The sequence below is a fragment of the Cupriavidus sp. 96C5-1 genome, assembly GCF_057798855.1.
On sequence record NZ_JBYOJU010000001.1, the window covers coordinates 351,147 to 365,040 of the forward strand.

Annotated in this window: 14 protein-coding genes; 2 read left to right on the forward strand and 12 right to left on the reverse strand. The window is 68.7% G+C overall.

Features of this window, described 5'->3' with window-relative positions; genetic code table 11:
* The first annotated feature begins 538 nt into the window (after nt 1–538).
* Entirely contained in the window at nt 539–1,600 is a 1,062-nt protein-coding gene (locus AC3FOF_RS01585) for a lytic transglycosylase domain-containing protein (RefSeq protein ID WP_035816768.1), read from the forward strand.
* A gap of 181 nt (nt 1,601–1,781) precedes the next feature.
* Here the strand turns inward: AC3FOF_RS01585 and AC3FOF_RS01590 are convergent, their stop codons facing one another.
* From AC3FOF_RS01590 to AC3FOF_RS01645, 12 genes are all read right to left on the reverse strand, one after another.
* The gene (locus tag AC3FOF_RS01590; protein ID WP_488725606.1) at nt 1,782–2,963 is read right to left on the reverse strand and encodes a pyridoxal phosphate-dependent aminotransferase; all 1,182 of its coding nucleotides are present in this window, start codon (nt 2,961–2,963) and stop codon (nt 1,782–1,784) included.
* Nucleotides 2,964–3,110: 147 nt separating this feature from the next.
* Complete coding sequence (gene nusB / locus AC3FOF_RS01595) at nt 3,111–3,626, reverse strand: transcription antitermination factor NusB (protein WP_276267883.1); 516 nt, start codon at nt 3,624–3,626, stop codon at nt 3,111–3,113.
* The gene (ribH, locus tag AC3FOF_RS01600; RefSeq protein WP_017230258.1) at nt 3,619–4,122 is read right to left on the reverse strand and encodes a 6,7-dimethyl-8-ribityllumazine synthase; all 504 of its coding nucleotides are present in this window, start codon (nt 4,120–4,122) and stop codon (nt 3,619–3,621) included. Before ribH ends, nusB begins: the two co-directional genes overlap by 8 nt.
* 68 nt (nt 4,123–4,190) lie before the next feature.
* Complete coding sequence (ribBA, locus tag AC3FOF_RS01605; protein ID WP_276267882.1) at nt 4,191–5,303, reverse strand: bifunctional 3,4-dihydroxy-2-butanone-4-phosphate synthase/GTP cyclohydrolase II; 1,113 nt, start codon at nt 5,301–5,303, stop codon at nt 4,191–4,193.
* A 268-nt stretch (nt 5,304–5,571) separates the two neighbouring features.
* A complete protein-coding gene (locus AC3FOF_RS01610; RefSeq protein ID WP_017230260.1) occupies nt 5,572–6,201 on the reverse strand; it encodes a riboflavin synthase in 630 nt (209 codons plus the stop codon).
* Between the two features lie 251 nt (nt 6,202–6,452).
* Entirely contained in the window at nt 6,453–7,571 is a 1,119-nt protein-coding gene (ribD, locus tag AC3FOF_RS01615; RefSeq protein ID WP_488725607.1) for a bifunctional diaminohydroxyphosphoribosylaminopyrimidine deaminase/5-amino-6-(5-phosphoribosylamino)uracil reductase RibD, read from the reverse strand.
* Nucleotides 7,572–7,643: 72 nt separating this feature from the next.
* Nucleotides 7,644–8,204 carry a GspH/FimT family pseudopilin gene (locus AC3FOF_RS01620; protein ID WP_488725608.1) on the reverse strand — a complete coding sequence of 187 codons (561 nt, stop codon included), beginning with the start codon at nt 8,202–8,204 and terminating at the stop codon, nt 7,644–7,646.
* A gap of 31 nt (nt 8,205–8,235) precedes the next feature.
* On the reverse strand, nt 8,236–8,685 hold the full coding sequence (locus tag AC3FOF_RS01625; protein ID WP_488725609.1) for a type IV pilin protein: 450 nt from the start codon (nt 8,683–8,685) through the stop codon (nt 8,236–8,238).
* Between the two features lie 123 nt (nt 8,686–8,808).
* Complete coding sequence (locus AC3FOF_RS01630; protein WP_488725610.1) at nt 8,809–10,857, reverse strand: pilus assembly protein; 2,049 nt, start codon at nt 10,855–10,857, stop codon at nt 8,809–8,811.
* Complete coding sequence (locus AC3FOF_RS01635; RefSeq protein WP_488725611.1) at nt 10,854–11,483, reverse strand: pilus assembly protein; 630 nt, start codon at nt 11,481–11,483, stop codon at nt 10,854–10,856. The genes AC3FOF_RS01630 and AC3FOF_RS01635 overlap by 4 nt, the downstream gene beginning before the upstream one ends.
* On the reverse strand, nt 11,477–12,460 hold the full coding sequence (locus AC3FOF_RS01640; protein ID WP_488725612.1) for a PilW family protein: 984 nt from the start codon (nt 12,458–12,460) through the stop codon (nt 11,477–11,479). Before AC3FOF_RS01640 ends, AC3FOF_RS01635 begins: the two co-directional genes overlap by 7 nt.
* Nucleotides 12,457–13,104 carry a type IV pilus modification PilV family protein gene (locus AC3FOF_RS01645; RefSeq protein ID WP_488725613.1) on the reverse strand — a complete coding sequence of 216 codons (648 nt, stop codon included), beginning with the start codon at nt 13,102–13,104 and terminating at the stop codon, nt 12,457–12,459. Before AC3FOF_RS01645 ends, AC3FOF_RS01640 begins: the two co-directional genes overlap by 4 nt.
* Before the next feature lie 304 nt (nt 13,105–13,408).
* Here AC3FOF_RS01645 and AC3FOF_RS01650 point away from each other — a divergent pair, with 304 nt between their 5' ends.
* Nucleotides 13,409–13,894 carry a type IV pilin protein gene (locus tag AC3FOF_RS01650; protein ID WP_276264904.1) on the forward strand — a complete coding sequence of 162 codons (486 nt, stop codon included), beginning with the start codon at nt 13,409–13,411 and terminating at the stop codon, nt 13,892–13,894.

Genomic DNA, 13,894 nt, shown 5'->3' on the forward strand with positions numbered 1-13,894 from the left:
TTGCCCCGAATTCCATGTCCAAATTGTAAATTTTTTTGCCCCGCCGGCCTCGGTGTCGATGCCCTCCATGCATTGCCAGTGCTGACTTCAGCCGATTCCCAGGGGAGCGGAAGTGCGTAAAAGAGCCTTGTTACATATAACCAGAAGCTTTGTTTTTGCTAAACGTTATTCTTGACGATGTATAAAAGGGTTTCTACAATCCGGCTCTACTCGTTGGAGTGTTGCGATGCAGCACATTTCTTTTGGCCCTGTCAAGGGGTTGGTGGAGAATTATCCATATTTGATCATCTGAGCGGATTCGTCTGAGCAAGGACGGGCCCGCCTGATTGCCCGGCGCCGAGCCGGTGGTTTTGAGTAGTTCGCAGCAGGGCAGGCTCCCCCAAGAGCCTACCCTGTTTCTCGTTGGGCGCATGGGGAGCGCCCACCAACAGGTGCTGGCGGTCCTTGCTAGGCAGTGCGGCATCCTTACTTGAATACGCGGTCATCGGGCGTGCGGCGCAATAGCGCAGCGCGAAGCGGACAGCGGATGGAGGTAAGTATGAGTGGTTGGAAAACCCTTCATCTTCCCGGTGTCGGACGGGCATTGCAGGTCCGCTTCAGACAACCGGTACCCGGAGTGAGTCGGGCGTTGCAGGTTCGTCTCGCGCATCCGGTGGCTAACCGCGCCATACGGGGCGGTCGTGCAACACTGAAGTACGCCCTGAACAGTCTCGGGGTGGTGTCTGTCGTCGCGGCAGTATCGCTGTCGCTCAGCCAGGAATGGCGTACGGCCCTGGCCGGTGCGCTGGCCGGGGACGAAGCCCCCGCGGTGCTGATGGAAGCGGCGGTGCCTGCGTCCACGGCCGACGTCGCCGCGGCCAAGCTGGCCCTGGCAACGGTGCCTTCGAAGCCCGCGGGCTTGCCGACGGTGACCGGGACCGACGACTGGGGCCAGACGACGGCGGGCAAGGTGCCTTCCGTGGCCCATCTGGCCGCGCAGATCCCGGCGCAGCGCGTGGCGCTGGACGCGCGCAGTTCCGCCACGCTGGGCAGCGCGCGCGAGCAGGCTGCCGTGGCGGAATACATTGCCCGCAAGTATCGGGTAGCCGCGCAGGCAACCGCGCAACTGGTCAAGGCCGCATACCTGACCGGGCGCGAAGTCGGCATCGATCCGCTGCTGATCCTGGGCGTGATCGCGATCGAGTCCAGCTTCAACCCGTACGCCGAGAGCGGCGTGGGCGCGCAGGGCCTGATGCAGGTGATGACCAAGGTCCACCAGGACAAGTACGAGGCCGTGGGCGGCGTGGCCGCCGCGCTCAACCCGTACGCCAACATCAAGATCGGCGCGCTGGTGCTGAAGGACTGCATTGCCCGCGCCGGTTCGCTGGAAGGTGGCCTGAAGTATTACGTGGGCGCGGCGACGACCAATACCGATGGCGGCTATGGCGCCAAGGTGCTGGCGGAACGTGCCCGCCTGCGTCAACTGCTGGGCGTGCGCAATGCGCCCGAGCCGGTCGCCGCCAAGCCGGAAGCCACGCCCGGCGCCAAGGCCCAGGCCGAGCACCATCAAGGCGCGGGCGACAAGCTGGAAGCGGCGGGCAACGTGCCCAAGAGCGCCTGACAGGTGCTGGCGGCGGCCCTGGCAAGCCTGAGGCACTAGCCGAAGCCGGCCGGATGCGCCCAAACCGCGTGGCATGACGAGGGTGTTACTCCTTCTCCCTCATGGGGAGAGGGGGGCCGCCACCACAGGTCCGATTTTGCCAGCAATCTGAAAGCACCCTTCGGGGTGCTTTTTTCGTTGTTCAGGCGAAGAACTTGCCCAGGCGTGCCATGGCTTGCTCGATATTCTCCATCGAGGTCGCGTACGAGATGCGGATGTAGTCGCTGGCCGTGTACGGGCCAAAATCCTGGCCCGGCACCAGCACCACGCCGGCATCATGCAGCATGGCCTGCGTCAGGCTGTCGGCATCGCCTGCGGCGGGGTGGTTGACGCCGCGGCAGTCCGCATACACATAGAAGGCGCCATCCGGCTTGACCGGCACCCGCAGGCCGAGCGACTCCAGCGCCGGCACGATGGCGTCGCGGCGGCGGTGGAATTCGGCCTTGCGGGCATCGTAGATGGCCAGGGCTTCAGGGGAGAAGCAGGCCAGCGCCGCATGCTGGGCAACCGCGGAGGCGCAGATGAACAGGTTCTGCGCCACTTTCTCGAAGGCACTCACCAGCGCGTCCGGCACCACCAGCCAGCCCAGGCGCCACCCCGTCATATTGAAGTACTTGGAGAAGCTGTTGACGGTGACGACATCGTCGTCGAGGCTCAGGGCCGATACCGGCGGGGCGTCGTAGGACAGGCCCTGGTAGATCTCGTCGACGATGGCAAAGCCCTGGCGCGCGCGTACGGCTTGCAGGATGCGCGTCAGCTCGCCCGGCAGGATCGAGGTGCCGGTGGGGTTGGAGGGAGACGCCAGCAGCACGCCGCGGGTCTGCTCGCCCCAGTGCGTCTCCACCTGTTCGGCGGTCAGCTGGAAGCGTTGGGCGGGCCCGCTCGGGATCATTTTCGCGCGGCCGTCGAAGGCCGCGACGAAATGCCGGTTGCAGGGGTAGCTGGGGTCGGGCATCAGCACCTCGGCGCCGATCTCCACCAGCACCGCGCAGGCCAGCAGCAGCGCGCCCGAGGCGCCGGCGGTGACGATCACGCGGCGGGCCGGGATGTCGATGCCGTACGCCGTCTTATAGTAGCCGGCAATGGCCTCGCGCAGCGGTGCGATGCCCAGCGCGCCGGTGTACTGGGTGACACCGCGCCGCATGGCGGCCTCGGCCGCCCGCACCACGGGCTCGGCCGCGGTGAAGTCGGGCTCGCCGATTCCCATGTGGATGATGTGGCGCCCGGCGCGTTCCAGTTCGGCGGCCTGCTTGGCCAGTTCCATCACGTGGAAGGCGTCGATATTGGCGAGGCGGGAGGCGGTGGCGAGACGCTGCATGTCCATGGCGGGAGAGGTTTGGTTAGCTCGGTTAGCCTGGGTTGCCCGGAGGGCGGGCGCTTGGCTGGTTCGGGGGGTAAATGTAGAAACACCCGCCTGAAGCGGGTGTCGGTACGGCAAGCGCGGCGCCGCGGACGGTGCCGGTCGCCGTGGTCAGCGTCGGGCGGCCACTTCGGGCGCGCGCACCTGGGCGGCCAGCTTGTCCAGCACGCCGTTGACGTACTTGTAGCCTTCCACGCCGCCGAAGGTCTTGGTCAGCTCCACGGCCTCGTTGATGACGACCTTGTACGGGATGTCGAGGCAATGCACCAGCTCGTAGCTGCCGATCAGCAGGGCGGCGCGCTCGACCGGCGAGAGTTCGTCCACCGGGCGGTCCAGGAAGGGCTCGAACGCGCCAGTCAGCTTGGTTTCCTCGCGGATGGCGCCATTGAGCAGGGCGTCGAAGTGCTCGCGGTCGGCCTTGTTGAAGCCTTGGGCGTCATGCAGGTGAGCCTGGATGGCGCCGGTATCGTTGCGATTCAGCAGCCACTGGTACAGGCCCTGCAGCGCAAGTTCGCGCGAGCGGCGGCGCGCGCTCTTGGGCGGGGCCTTCGGCTCGGCCTTGGCGACGGGCTTGGCGCCGTCCGCCGGCTTGCCGGCGGGGTTGCTGCTATCGGGCGCGTCACTCATCTTCGTCCTCGTCTTCCTCGCCTTCCTGGCCGCGCAGGGAGTCCAGCGCGGATACCAGGTTGGCCATTTCCACTGCAGCGCGGGCGCAGTCGCGGCCCTTTTCGCGGGTACGGGCGTGGGCCTGGGCGTCGGTGTCCACGGTCAGGATGCCGTTGGAGATCGGTACATTGAAGTCCAGACCGACGCGGGTGATGCCGGCGCCCGACTCGTTCGAGACCAGCTCGAAATGGTAGGTCTCGCCGCGAATCACCGCGCCGAGCGCGATCAACGCGTCAAACTGGCCGCTTTCGGCCATCTTTTGCAGTGCCAGCGGGATTTCCAGGGCGCCGGGTACGGTCACCACCAGAGTGTCCTCGCCTTCGATGCCCAGCTTTTCCAGCTCTGCCACGCAGGCTTCGCGCAGTTCGTCGCAAACCGGCTCGTTGAAACGCGCTTGCACGATGCCGATGCGCAGGCCTTCGCCTTCGAGGTTGCTGGGATAGAAACCGTGATCCATCTTGTATTCTCCTGGGTTCGGTGCGGCGGCCGGCTCTAGGGATGCGGCCGCCGTGTGTATACGGTAGTTCAGTCTGCCTTGCCGCCGCCCATGGGCTGGTAGCCGGTGACTTCGAGGTCATAGCCGGTCATGCTCGGCATTTTCAGCGGGGACGCCAGCACGCGCATCTTGCCGACGCCGACATCCTTCAGGATCTGCGCGCCCGTGCCGTAGATGCGCAGGTCCGGCTTCACGCGCGGGCGGTCCTGCGGCGCGTCCAGCGCCGAGAACTGCGTAAACAACTGCTGCGCGGTGTCGCCGCAGTTCAGCAGCACCATCACGCCATGCTCGGCTTGGGCGATGGCCTCCAGCGCGGCAGGCACGCTCCACGAATGCGTGGTGCGCGACACTTCCAGCAGATCCAGGGTGGACAGCGGCTCGTGCACGCGCACCAGGGTTTCGCGGTCGGGCCGCGGCGTGCCCTTGACCAGCGCCAGATGCGCGCGGCCGGTCGGCTTGTCGCGATAGATGATGCTGTGGAAGGTACCGTATGGGGTGGCCATGGCGCGTTCGCCGGCACGCTCGATGATGCTCTCGGTGCGGCTGCGATAGTGGATCAGGTCGGCAATGGTGCCGATCTTGATGTCATGTTCCTGCGCGAATTCGATCAGGTCCGGCAGGCGGGCCATGGTGCCGTCGTCCTTCATGATCTCGCAGATCACGGCGGCCGGGGTCAGGCCCGCCAGGGCGCCCAGGTCGCAGCCCGCCTCGGTATGGCCTGCGCGGATCAGCACGCCGCCGGGCTGAGCCGTCAGCGGGAAGATGTGGCCGGGCTGGACCAGATCGGCGGCGCGCGCGTCCCTGGCGACCGCGGCCTGCACGGTGCGGGCCCGGTCGGCCGCCGAAATGCCGGTGGTGACGCCCTCGGCTGCCTCGATCGACACGGTGAAGTTGGTGCCGTGCACCGTGCCGTTGCGGCTGACCATGGGTTGCAGCTCAAGCTGGCGGCAGCGCTCGGCGGTCAGTGTCAGGCAGATCAGGCCGCGCCCGTATTTGGCCATGAAATTGATCGCCTCGGGTGTGACGAAATCGGCTGCCAGAACCAGGTCGCCTTCGTTTTCGCGGTCTTCCTCGTCGACCAGAATAACCATGCGACCTGCACGGATTTCGGCAATGATGTCTTCGGTACGGGCGATTGTCATGGCGTGCAGGCTGGGAGCGGCTGAGGTTTAGGCTGGAATTCTGGCTGAAATTCGGGCGGGATGGCTTGCTGGGCGGCTGCCCGGGCAGACTGGCCGATGGCCGCAGGCGGCAAACCGGTTGTCCCGCGGCAGCGGTCTGGCCCGATATTGTACGTCAAGCGCGCGCGGCGAGGCGCGCGCAGCCTGGCTGCCCCGTGCGGCCGATCGATCCGGGGGCGGGACGGCGAAGCCGGCGCCGGACCGCGGTCCGGCCATGGGTGGGCGGCGATCAGGCTGGTTTTGGCGCGCTCAGCATGCGCTCCACGTAGCGCGCGATCAGGTCGATTTCCAGGTTCACGCGCGTGCCGGGCTTGAGATCCTGCAGCGTGGTGACCTCGATGGTGTGGGGGATCAGGTTGATCGAGAAGGTGCAGCCTTGCTCGTCGTCGGCGACCTTGTTGACCGTCAGCGAGACGCCATTGACCACCACCGACCCCTTGTAGGCCAGGTAGCGCCCCAGTTCGCGCGGGGCGCGCACGCGCAGTTCGTGGGATTCGCCCACCGGCGCGAAGTGCGTGACTTCGCCAAGCCCGTCGACATGGCCCGATACCAGGTGGCCGCCCAGGCGGTCGGCCAGGCGCAGGGCTTTTTCCAGGTTGACGCGGCCCGGGCGGTCGAGGCCGGCGGTCTTGTCGAGCGACTCGCGAGAGACGTCGACGTCGAAGGCGTCGCCATCCAGCGCGATCACCGTCATGCAGGCGCCCTGGATGGCGATGCTGTCGCCGAGGATGACATCGGACAGGTCAAGGCCGCCGGCGCGGATGCGCAGGCGCACGCCAGCGTCGGCTGCGGCTTCGCTGGCGCCCAGCGGGGAAACGGATTCGATGCGGCCAACGGCCGCGACAATGCCAGTGAACATGATCGGTGCGTGATGCGATGGGAAAACACGCATGCTAGCAGGTGCGGAGCCGATTCGTTTTTGGCCGGACATCTGCGGCCGGTTGGCATGTCGCCAGGACGGCACGGACGCCCTTCTTGCTTTCTTATATAGGGGAGGGTCGGGTGCTGGCGAAGGTGGCGCAGCCCCGGGCCTCAGCCTGTGTCGGGTCCTCGCCGCTTACGCGGGGGCATGACCGATCCCGATTCCGCCGCCGCGGCCGCGCATGGCGGTCAGGCGTGGTCGGCGCGGCGGGCGATGAGGCGCAGGTCCTCGCCAATCATGCGTACGTCGTGCCAGCGGAAGGCGGGCGCATCCTGCAGCCTTGCCAGCGGCGGCAGGTTGAACATGCCTTGCGCGTCTCCGAGCAGCTTGGGCGCCAGGTAGACCAGCAGTTCGTCGGCGCAATGCTCGCGGATCAGCGAGCCGTTAAGCTTGAACCCGGCTTCCACGTGCAACTCGTTGATGCCGCGCCGGCCCAGTTCTTCCAGCATGTGGCGCAGTTCCACCTTGCCGTGCGGATTGGGCAGCACCACCACTTCGGCGCCGCGGGCTTCCAGCGCGCGCCGGCGCGCGGCGTCGTCGAAGGCGCAGAACACCAGCACCGGTTTGGCGAAATCGCCCGTGTCCGGGGTCAGCAGGCGCGCATCCAGCGGCAATTCCAGGCGGGAATCGACCACCACCCGCTGCGGCTGGCGCGGCGTTTCGACGGCGCGCACGTTCAGTTGCGGGTCGTCGTCGCGGACGGTGCCGATGCCGGTCAGGATGGCGCTGGCGCGCGCGCGCCAGGCATGGCCATCGTCGCGCGCGGCCTGGCCGGTAATCCATTGGCTGGTGCCATCGTGCAGCGCGGTGCCGCCGTCCAGCGAGGCGGCCACCTTGACCCGCACCCAGGGCAGGCCGCGCGTCATGCGCGAGACAAAGCCGATATTGAGTTCGCGCGCTTCTTTTTCCAGCAGCCCGCAACGCACGTCCACCCCGGCTTCGCGCAGCCGTTGCAGCCCCCGGCCGGAAACGGCGGGATTGGGGTCTTCCATGGCCGCCACCACGCGCGCGATGCCCGCGCGCACCAGCGCATCCGCGCAGGGCGGGGTGCGGCCAAAGTGGCTGCAGGGCTCAAGCGTGACATAGGCCGTGGCGCCGACGGGATCGTGGCCGTGCGCGGTGGCGTCCTTGAGCGCCTGGATCTCGGCGTGGTCCTGCCCGGCCGGCTGGGTAAAGCCCTGGCCGATGATCTTGCCGTCCTTGGACAAAACGCAGCCAACGCGCGGATTGGGCGTGGTGGTGTACATGCCCCGCGCTGCGAGCGCGAGCGCCTGTGCCATGGCTGCGTGGTCGGTATCGGAGAACATGAGGCCTGGTGCTTCCTGTCGGGTGAACGGTGAATCGGTGAGGGTTGGAGGCGCTATCAAAATGACCTGGCGTCAGGGCGGTGCGGTCTGGGCGAGGCCATCGCAGTCGGTATCCTGGCCCGGCGTGCACAGGCGTACGCGGCCATGCGCCCCCAGCCTCAGCTGCCGTTGTTCACCCTGGCAGGTCACGGTGAAGGTGGCGGCGAGGAAACCGCCTTGCTCTGAGCGAGAGTATCCCACAGCTGTCATGCGCAGCGTATTGTTGCCTTGCGCGGTGGAGCGCAGGGCAATGCGCAGGCAGGCGCTGTGCAGTTCCACCACGGCCAGCAAGCCGCCCTCGTGCCAGTCCGGCTGGCTGCCGCCGGGGGCGGACGGCTCCGCGGCCGTGCTGCTCCCGGGTGCCAGGGCCAGGCGCCAGCCGCGGTCCAGCGTTGCCTCGCCCGGCAAGGGCGCCAGTATCACTTCCGCACGCCGGGCTACCGCGGCGGCGCGCGCGAGCGCCAGCGAGCCGGCAAGACGGTCGGCAGCCAGCACCACCTGCTGCCGCGCCAGCAAGCGTTGCCAGGACGGATAGGCCGCCGCCGCCAGGATGGCCAGCACGGCCAGGCAGGTCAGCAGTTCGGCGAGCGTCATGCCGCGGCAGGGATGCCGATGGCCAGGCATGTCAGCAAGCCGGCGGCAGCGGCACCGGCTCCGCGGCAAAGGCGGGCTGCGCCAGCCACTCGCCGGTACTGCGCAGTATCAGCACGCCGCATGGCGCATCCGGCGTCTGGGGCACGGCGCGCAGTTCGACGCAGCGCTCAAGGCCACCGCTCGGGCAGGCGCCGGCGCTGATCAGATGGCGCGGGCGCGCCGCTTGTCCGGGCACCGCCCGCGGCCAGTTGCCGGCCACCACGGCGCCGCCCGGCTGCGCCGCGAAGCTCATGGTGGCGAGGGCGTGGCGTTCCAGTTCCAGCATCGCACCGATCAGTGCGCTGCGCGCCTCCGCGCGCCAGCCGCGTTCCATGTGCCGGTGCCACGCCGGCACGACCATCGCCGCGAGGATGGCAAGTATGGTGAGTGTGATCAGGAGTTCGAGCAGGGTGAATCCGCTGGTGCGAGGGGTGGGTGTCATGAATGGACTCCGTGGCGCCGTCAACGGCTTTGGCAAGCCGATGCGCGGTGGATGGCGGTTGGCGCGGGAGCGCAGGGCTCCTGGGAACGCCCTTGCGCCAGGGCGGCTCTGGCGTGCGGCGCGTCAGGGCGAACCGGAGCGGATCAGTTCGCGCCAGCGCAGCCGGCCGGTACGGCGGCTGGCAACGATGCGCTGGTGTGGCACGGCACGGTCACCGTCCAGGGACCAGAGCGTGAGCGCCACCGCCTCGCGTGAACTGGCGCCGGGCTGCGGGGCGCGCGCGGGCGGCAGCGGCCTGCGGGCAAGCACCACGGCCGCGTTGGCGCCCGCGTCCAGTCCGGTCGCGGCATGGACCAGGGGGCCGCCCACCCGATTCCGCGCGATGGACTCGCCGCTCAGCGCGTGGACCAGATAGATGCGCTGGCGCGCATCGGGCGTGCGGGTCACCAAGCCCAGATAGCCTGTGTCGGCGGCGAGGATGCGGTCGAGCCGCTCGCCGGGATTGGGCAAGGGCAGGTGCCAGCCGGCCATGCCCGGGCAGTCCGGCGCGCACGGCTGCCGGCGCAACACGACGCCGCCTTCCCTGGCCTGGGCCGAGATGCGCCGGGGCTGGCTTCCGGACTCGCTCGCGCTGGCAAGGGTGGCGTGGTCGAATACGGCGGTGATGTGGTTGCCGCCGCCGTACACCACGAGGTGGCCTCCGGGGGCGCTCACGATGACGGGTGCCGGGGCCGCCGGCGCGCCGGTTGGGGGCGTTGCACGCGGCGGGCTCGGGGTCTGGCTCTCCGCGCGGTGAATGCAGCGGACCCGGTTGTCGCTGTCGTGCCATGGGGGATCGCCGCGCAGATCGAAGCGCCAGAGCCGGCCGACGGCATCCACGGCATAAGCCGCCAGGGCCGCGCCGGCGAAGTCCGGCAGGACGGTCGCCGCCAGTAGCGCCGGGCTGGACGTGGCAGTCCCGCAGCCGCTGGCTGGCAATTGCAGTCGCGGTACAGCGTGGCGCCCCTGCCAGGGGGCGTGGGCGGGTTTGTCCAGCGGCAGCAGGGCCAGGCCCGCCCGGTGGCCGGGCCGGGTATCGTGCGCCTTGCCGGATTGGCGCTGGCCGCCATGCGCGGCAGCCAGCGCCACCATGGCGTACCAGCGCTGGCCCTTGGCGGTGGCCAGCGCCAAGGCGCGCACAGGGCCGGCCGGCGCCAGCGGCAGCGCATCCGACGCCTGTGCTTCCCAGAGCAGTCCCAGCGGTGGCTGTGCGGCGGTGTCGGTGATATCGAGCACGAACACGCCCGCTGGCGCCCGTTGCACGGCAGGCTTGGCCGGGTCCGGGATGCTGGTGGGAAAGCCACACAGCAATACGGTGCGCCAGCGGCCGGGTTCGAGCGCGACATCGGCCGCTTCGGGATAGGGGCAGGGCGCGGCGGGCGGGGTGGCCTCCGCGGCTTGCGCTGCAGGCGCCGCCGACGATCGCAGGGCCCGCGATGACCAGGCTGCGCTCTCCTTGAGCAGGCCGCGCGGCAGGTAGGCCAGGACTTCCTCGCCCGAACTGGCGTCGAAGGCGTGCAGCATTCCGTCGTGCGTGCCGAGCCAGACCAGCGCCCGGCGCGCGCTGTGCTGAACGGCGAATTCGGCGTGTCCCGGCCTGCCAGGTATCCAGACGGGGGGCGGCACCAGCACGGGCGGCGTGCCGGCCGGGCGCCCGAGCCGTCCCGGCGCCGTGGGTGACAGATGCACAGGCTGGTTCGCGGCTGGCCATGCGCCCCGCAGCCGCGCGAGCCGTTGCCGGCCTTGGTCATCCGGACGGCCATCGTCGCTGGCTTGCGCCAGCAGATCCCGCGTTGAGGTATCCAGTGCCTCCCATCGCAGGGTGACAAGATACGGCGGCGTACCGTCCGGTGCTTCCTGTGCGGAGAACAGGCGGCGCGAGTCCGGATCGCGCGCATCGAGCAGCGTGCCGGCTTCCCAGGCGGGCATTGGCATTGCTTGTGCGGCTCCCTGCTCCCCCGATGGAAGCGCCAGTGCCAGCAGGCGGCCGGTCCAGGGATGCCGGCCGGCTTCGGCGATATAGCTCAGCGAGCCTGGCGCTGGCGTCGCGGCGGTGGCCTGCGCCCCAGCGGCCCAAAGCAGGCCGCTGCAGAGGGCGGCCAGCGCATCGCGACACCGTGAGGCGAGCGTCATGGCTGAAACTCGCTCTGCAGCAAACTGCGCACCGCTGCGTCGCGCCCGGTGCCCAGCGCCGTAACGCGAAAGCGCAGCCGCGGCGCCGTGCCGGCCGCATAGCTCCGCCCCAGCTGTTCGCCAGGCGGGCGTTCGTGCAGCAGTTCCACCACATAGCGCGGCAGGGTGCCGATGCCAATCGCCCCGGGGGGCAGTATCGGCAGATCGACGCCGCTGAAGCTGCCTGCCGCGATGCCGGTGGCGTCATCCGGCCGGCGCGAATCCAGCCAGTCCACCCACGGCGGCGGGACGTCCGCGGCAGGCCGGCACAGGCCGCGCTGGGCGCCGCCCCCGCACTGGCCCGGCGCAGGCCAGGCGGCAAGGCGCACATCGGCCTCGGCAGCGCCGGCGCGCAGCGCTTCCAGCAACTCCGCTTCGGCATCGAGCAGCGCGGTGTCAGCCGCGCGGAACGCGATTTCGCGCTCGAGCTGGTAGGAGGCGATCTGCCGGCTGTGGAGCAGGAAGTGCAGGCCGGCCAGCGTAGTGGCCGCCACCAGTAGCAGCATTGCCGCTGTGAGCACCAGGGTCGCGCTTCCGCCGGCGCGCTTGCGGCGAGACGGGTAAGGCGCAGGCGCAGATTTCAACATAGCGTCTCCTCGCACGAGCCGGCATTGCGCAGGCGCACGGATGCCGAGAACACCCGGCGCATCAAGGCCGGGTGGGTGGGAACCGCGAATACGGTGTCGTCGGCTTGCATGCCGGCGCTGCCACGACCGTCGGGCGCGCGCGGCGGGAACAAGGCGAGCGTGGCGGCCACGGCTGCCTGCGGCAACAGGCGCTCGCCGCGCAGCACCAGCACCACCTGCACCGCCAGCACCTCGCCCCATGCCGCGTTTCCCCTGCCGAGCAGCGCCTCGGCGGGCAGGAAGGCATCGGCCTTGCCGTCGCCATCGGTATCGATGCCGTAGCGCAACTGCATGGTCTCCACGCCGCGCACCAGTGCACCCGAGGTCCAGTTGTCCCGTTGCAACCGCCCGTCGCGCCGGCTGGCATAGCGGCACAGCAGTTGCGGCTCGCCGTCGGCGCCACTGCCTATATAGAGCAGGCTGGTGCCGGCATAGGCGTCTGCGCTTTCATCGCCAGCGCCGCCTGCGCCGGCGGCCGGCAACGCGTAGCCGCTGCAGTCGGTCATGGTCTGGTCGGGCAGGGTGGGATCGTGCGCGCGTCCGCTGCCGCTGAAGCGCACCAGCAACGCATCGCTGCCGTTGATGCCGCGCCGCGCGCAGGTTGGCAGCGCGGCGATGCCGGGCTGGCCGCAATCGTCGCGCCCGGTGACAGCCGGCGGTGCCCCGGCCGGCATGGTTGCAGCCGGGGGCCGCCAGCCACCATGCCGGATCAGATGGGAGACGATGGCAAGCGCGCGCTGGCCTCGCTCCTCCAGCAGCGCCAGGTCGACCGCGGTGCGGTAAGCCAGCTGTGCCGCATGGAACGCCGCCGCGGCCAGAGCGCTGACCAGCAGGCCAAGTGCCAGGCCGATCATCAGCTCGATCAGCGAGAAGCCTGGGGCGCGCACTTTGGCCAGGCCGGCCCGCCGGAGGATGCCGTGCGTGGGGGCGGTCTTCACGGCCGGATCCATAGCGCGACGACCCGCAGCGCGGCCGCGTCATGCACGCCGCCGGGCCGGGTCGGGGATGAGCGCAGCGGTCCGACGACTGCCAGCCTGGGCCCTGCCGTGCAGCCGGGCAGACCATCGTCGCCGCCCGCCGGGATGAGCGACCGGCACAACCGTAGATGATCCGGGCCGATGCCGCGCGCGTGCAGCGGTGACAGGGCCATGGCCGGATGTTCCAGTTCCGCCAGTTCGGCGGCCGCGCGTGTCGAATGGGCGAGGATCTCGTAGTGGCGCAGCGCACCCAGCACGACAGGCGCGAGCGTGGCGAGCGGGAGCAGGCCGACGCCGAGCACGGCGAGGGCGGTGAGGGATTCGATCAGGAGGTAGCCGCGGGTGGACGGCCTGGTGGTGCGGAAAGGGGAGGCAGTCTGGCGTCTTCCAGTACGCGTATGCCGCGCTGGTACGACGCGGGAGCTGGATGCCGCCGACCGGAGGCTGGCAGGATTGGCGCGTTCGCCTGAGCGGGTGGAAGGGTTTTTCGTCGGTGGCATGGCAGTTTCGCTCGGCAGTGGCGACCTGCTCAGGATGCCGGTCAAACGACGGGCGAAACGTGCCTGGCTGTGAAGAGTTTGATAACTAATGTTGCATACATCCATGTGGCCGCAATCCAACGCTGGAAGCGAAATCCGGCACGGGAAAGTAACGCAATTGACACTTCGCTATCCTTTCCCCCACTATAGCGGGGTGGCGCGGGCAGCAGGATGTGCCATGACGTCATCAAGGCTGGTGCGTGTGCCTCCGGCCTGCAGAAAATTAAAAAATATCGGGATGGGTTCGGCGCTTCCGCCACAGAGCGGGATGCCGGAATCCGGATGAGTCATTCAACCGGGGGTCATATGAACTGGGTCACAATTTCGCTCACGCAGCGACTGCTTTCGTCTTCTCGCCGGCGGCGCTGACATGCACGCGCCGCTTCGCCATGCCGCGACCGCGCCGCGTTTCCCCACACAGCAAGATACCCGGCCTGGATCCGGGCGGCACGGATGTGGGGCGGCACGCGGATTCACCTTGATCGAACTGATGGTGACAGTCGCGATCCTCGCCATCCTGTCAATGATCTCCGTTCCGATCTACTCGGACTACATAACGCGCAGCAAGCTATCGGAAGCCTTCGACACACTTTCCGTTTTCGGCTTGCGCATGGAGCAGAGCTTTCAGGACAACGGCAACTATGGGGTTGCCGCTTGCAATGTTTCGACCTCTTCGACAAATTTTACTTACCAGTGCGTCCTGACCACTCAGGGATACACGGCCACCGCGCAGGGCCAGGGTGCGGTGGCCGGCTATACCTATACGCTTGACCAGACCGGCAACAAAGGCACCAGCGCATATAAGGGGCATGCGGTGACCGGCACCTGCTGGTGGCTGACCCAGGGGAATTGCTGA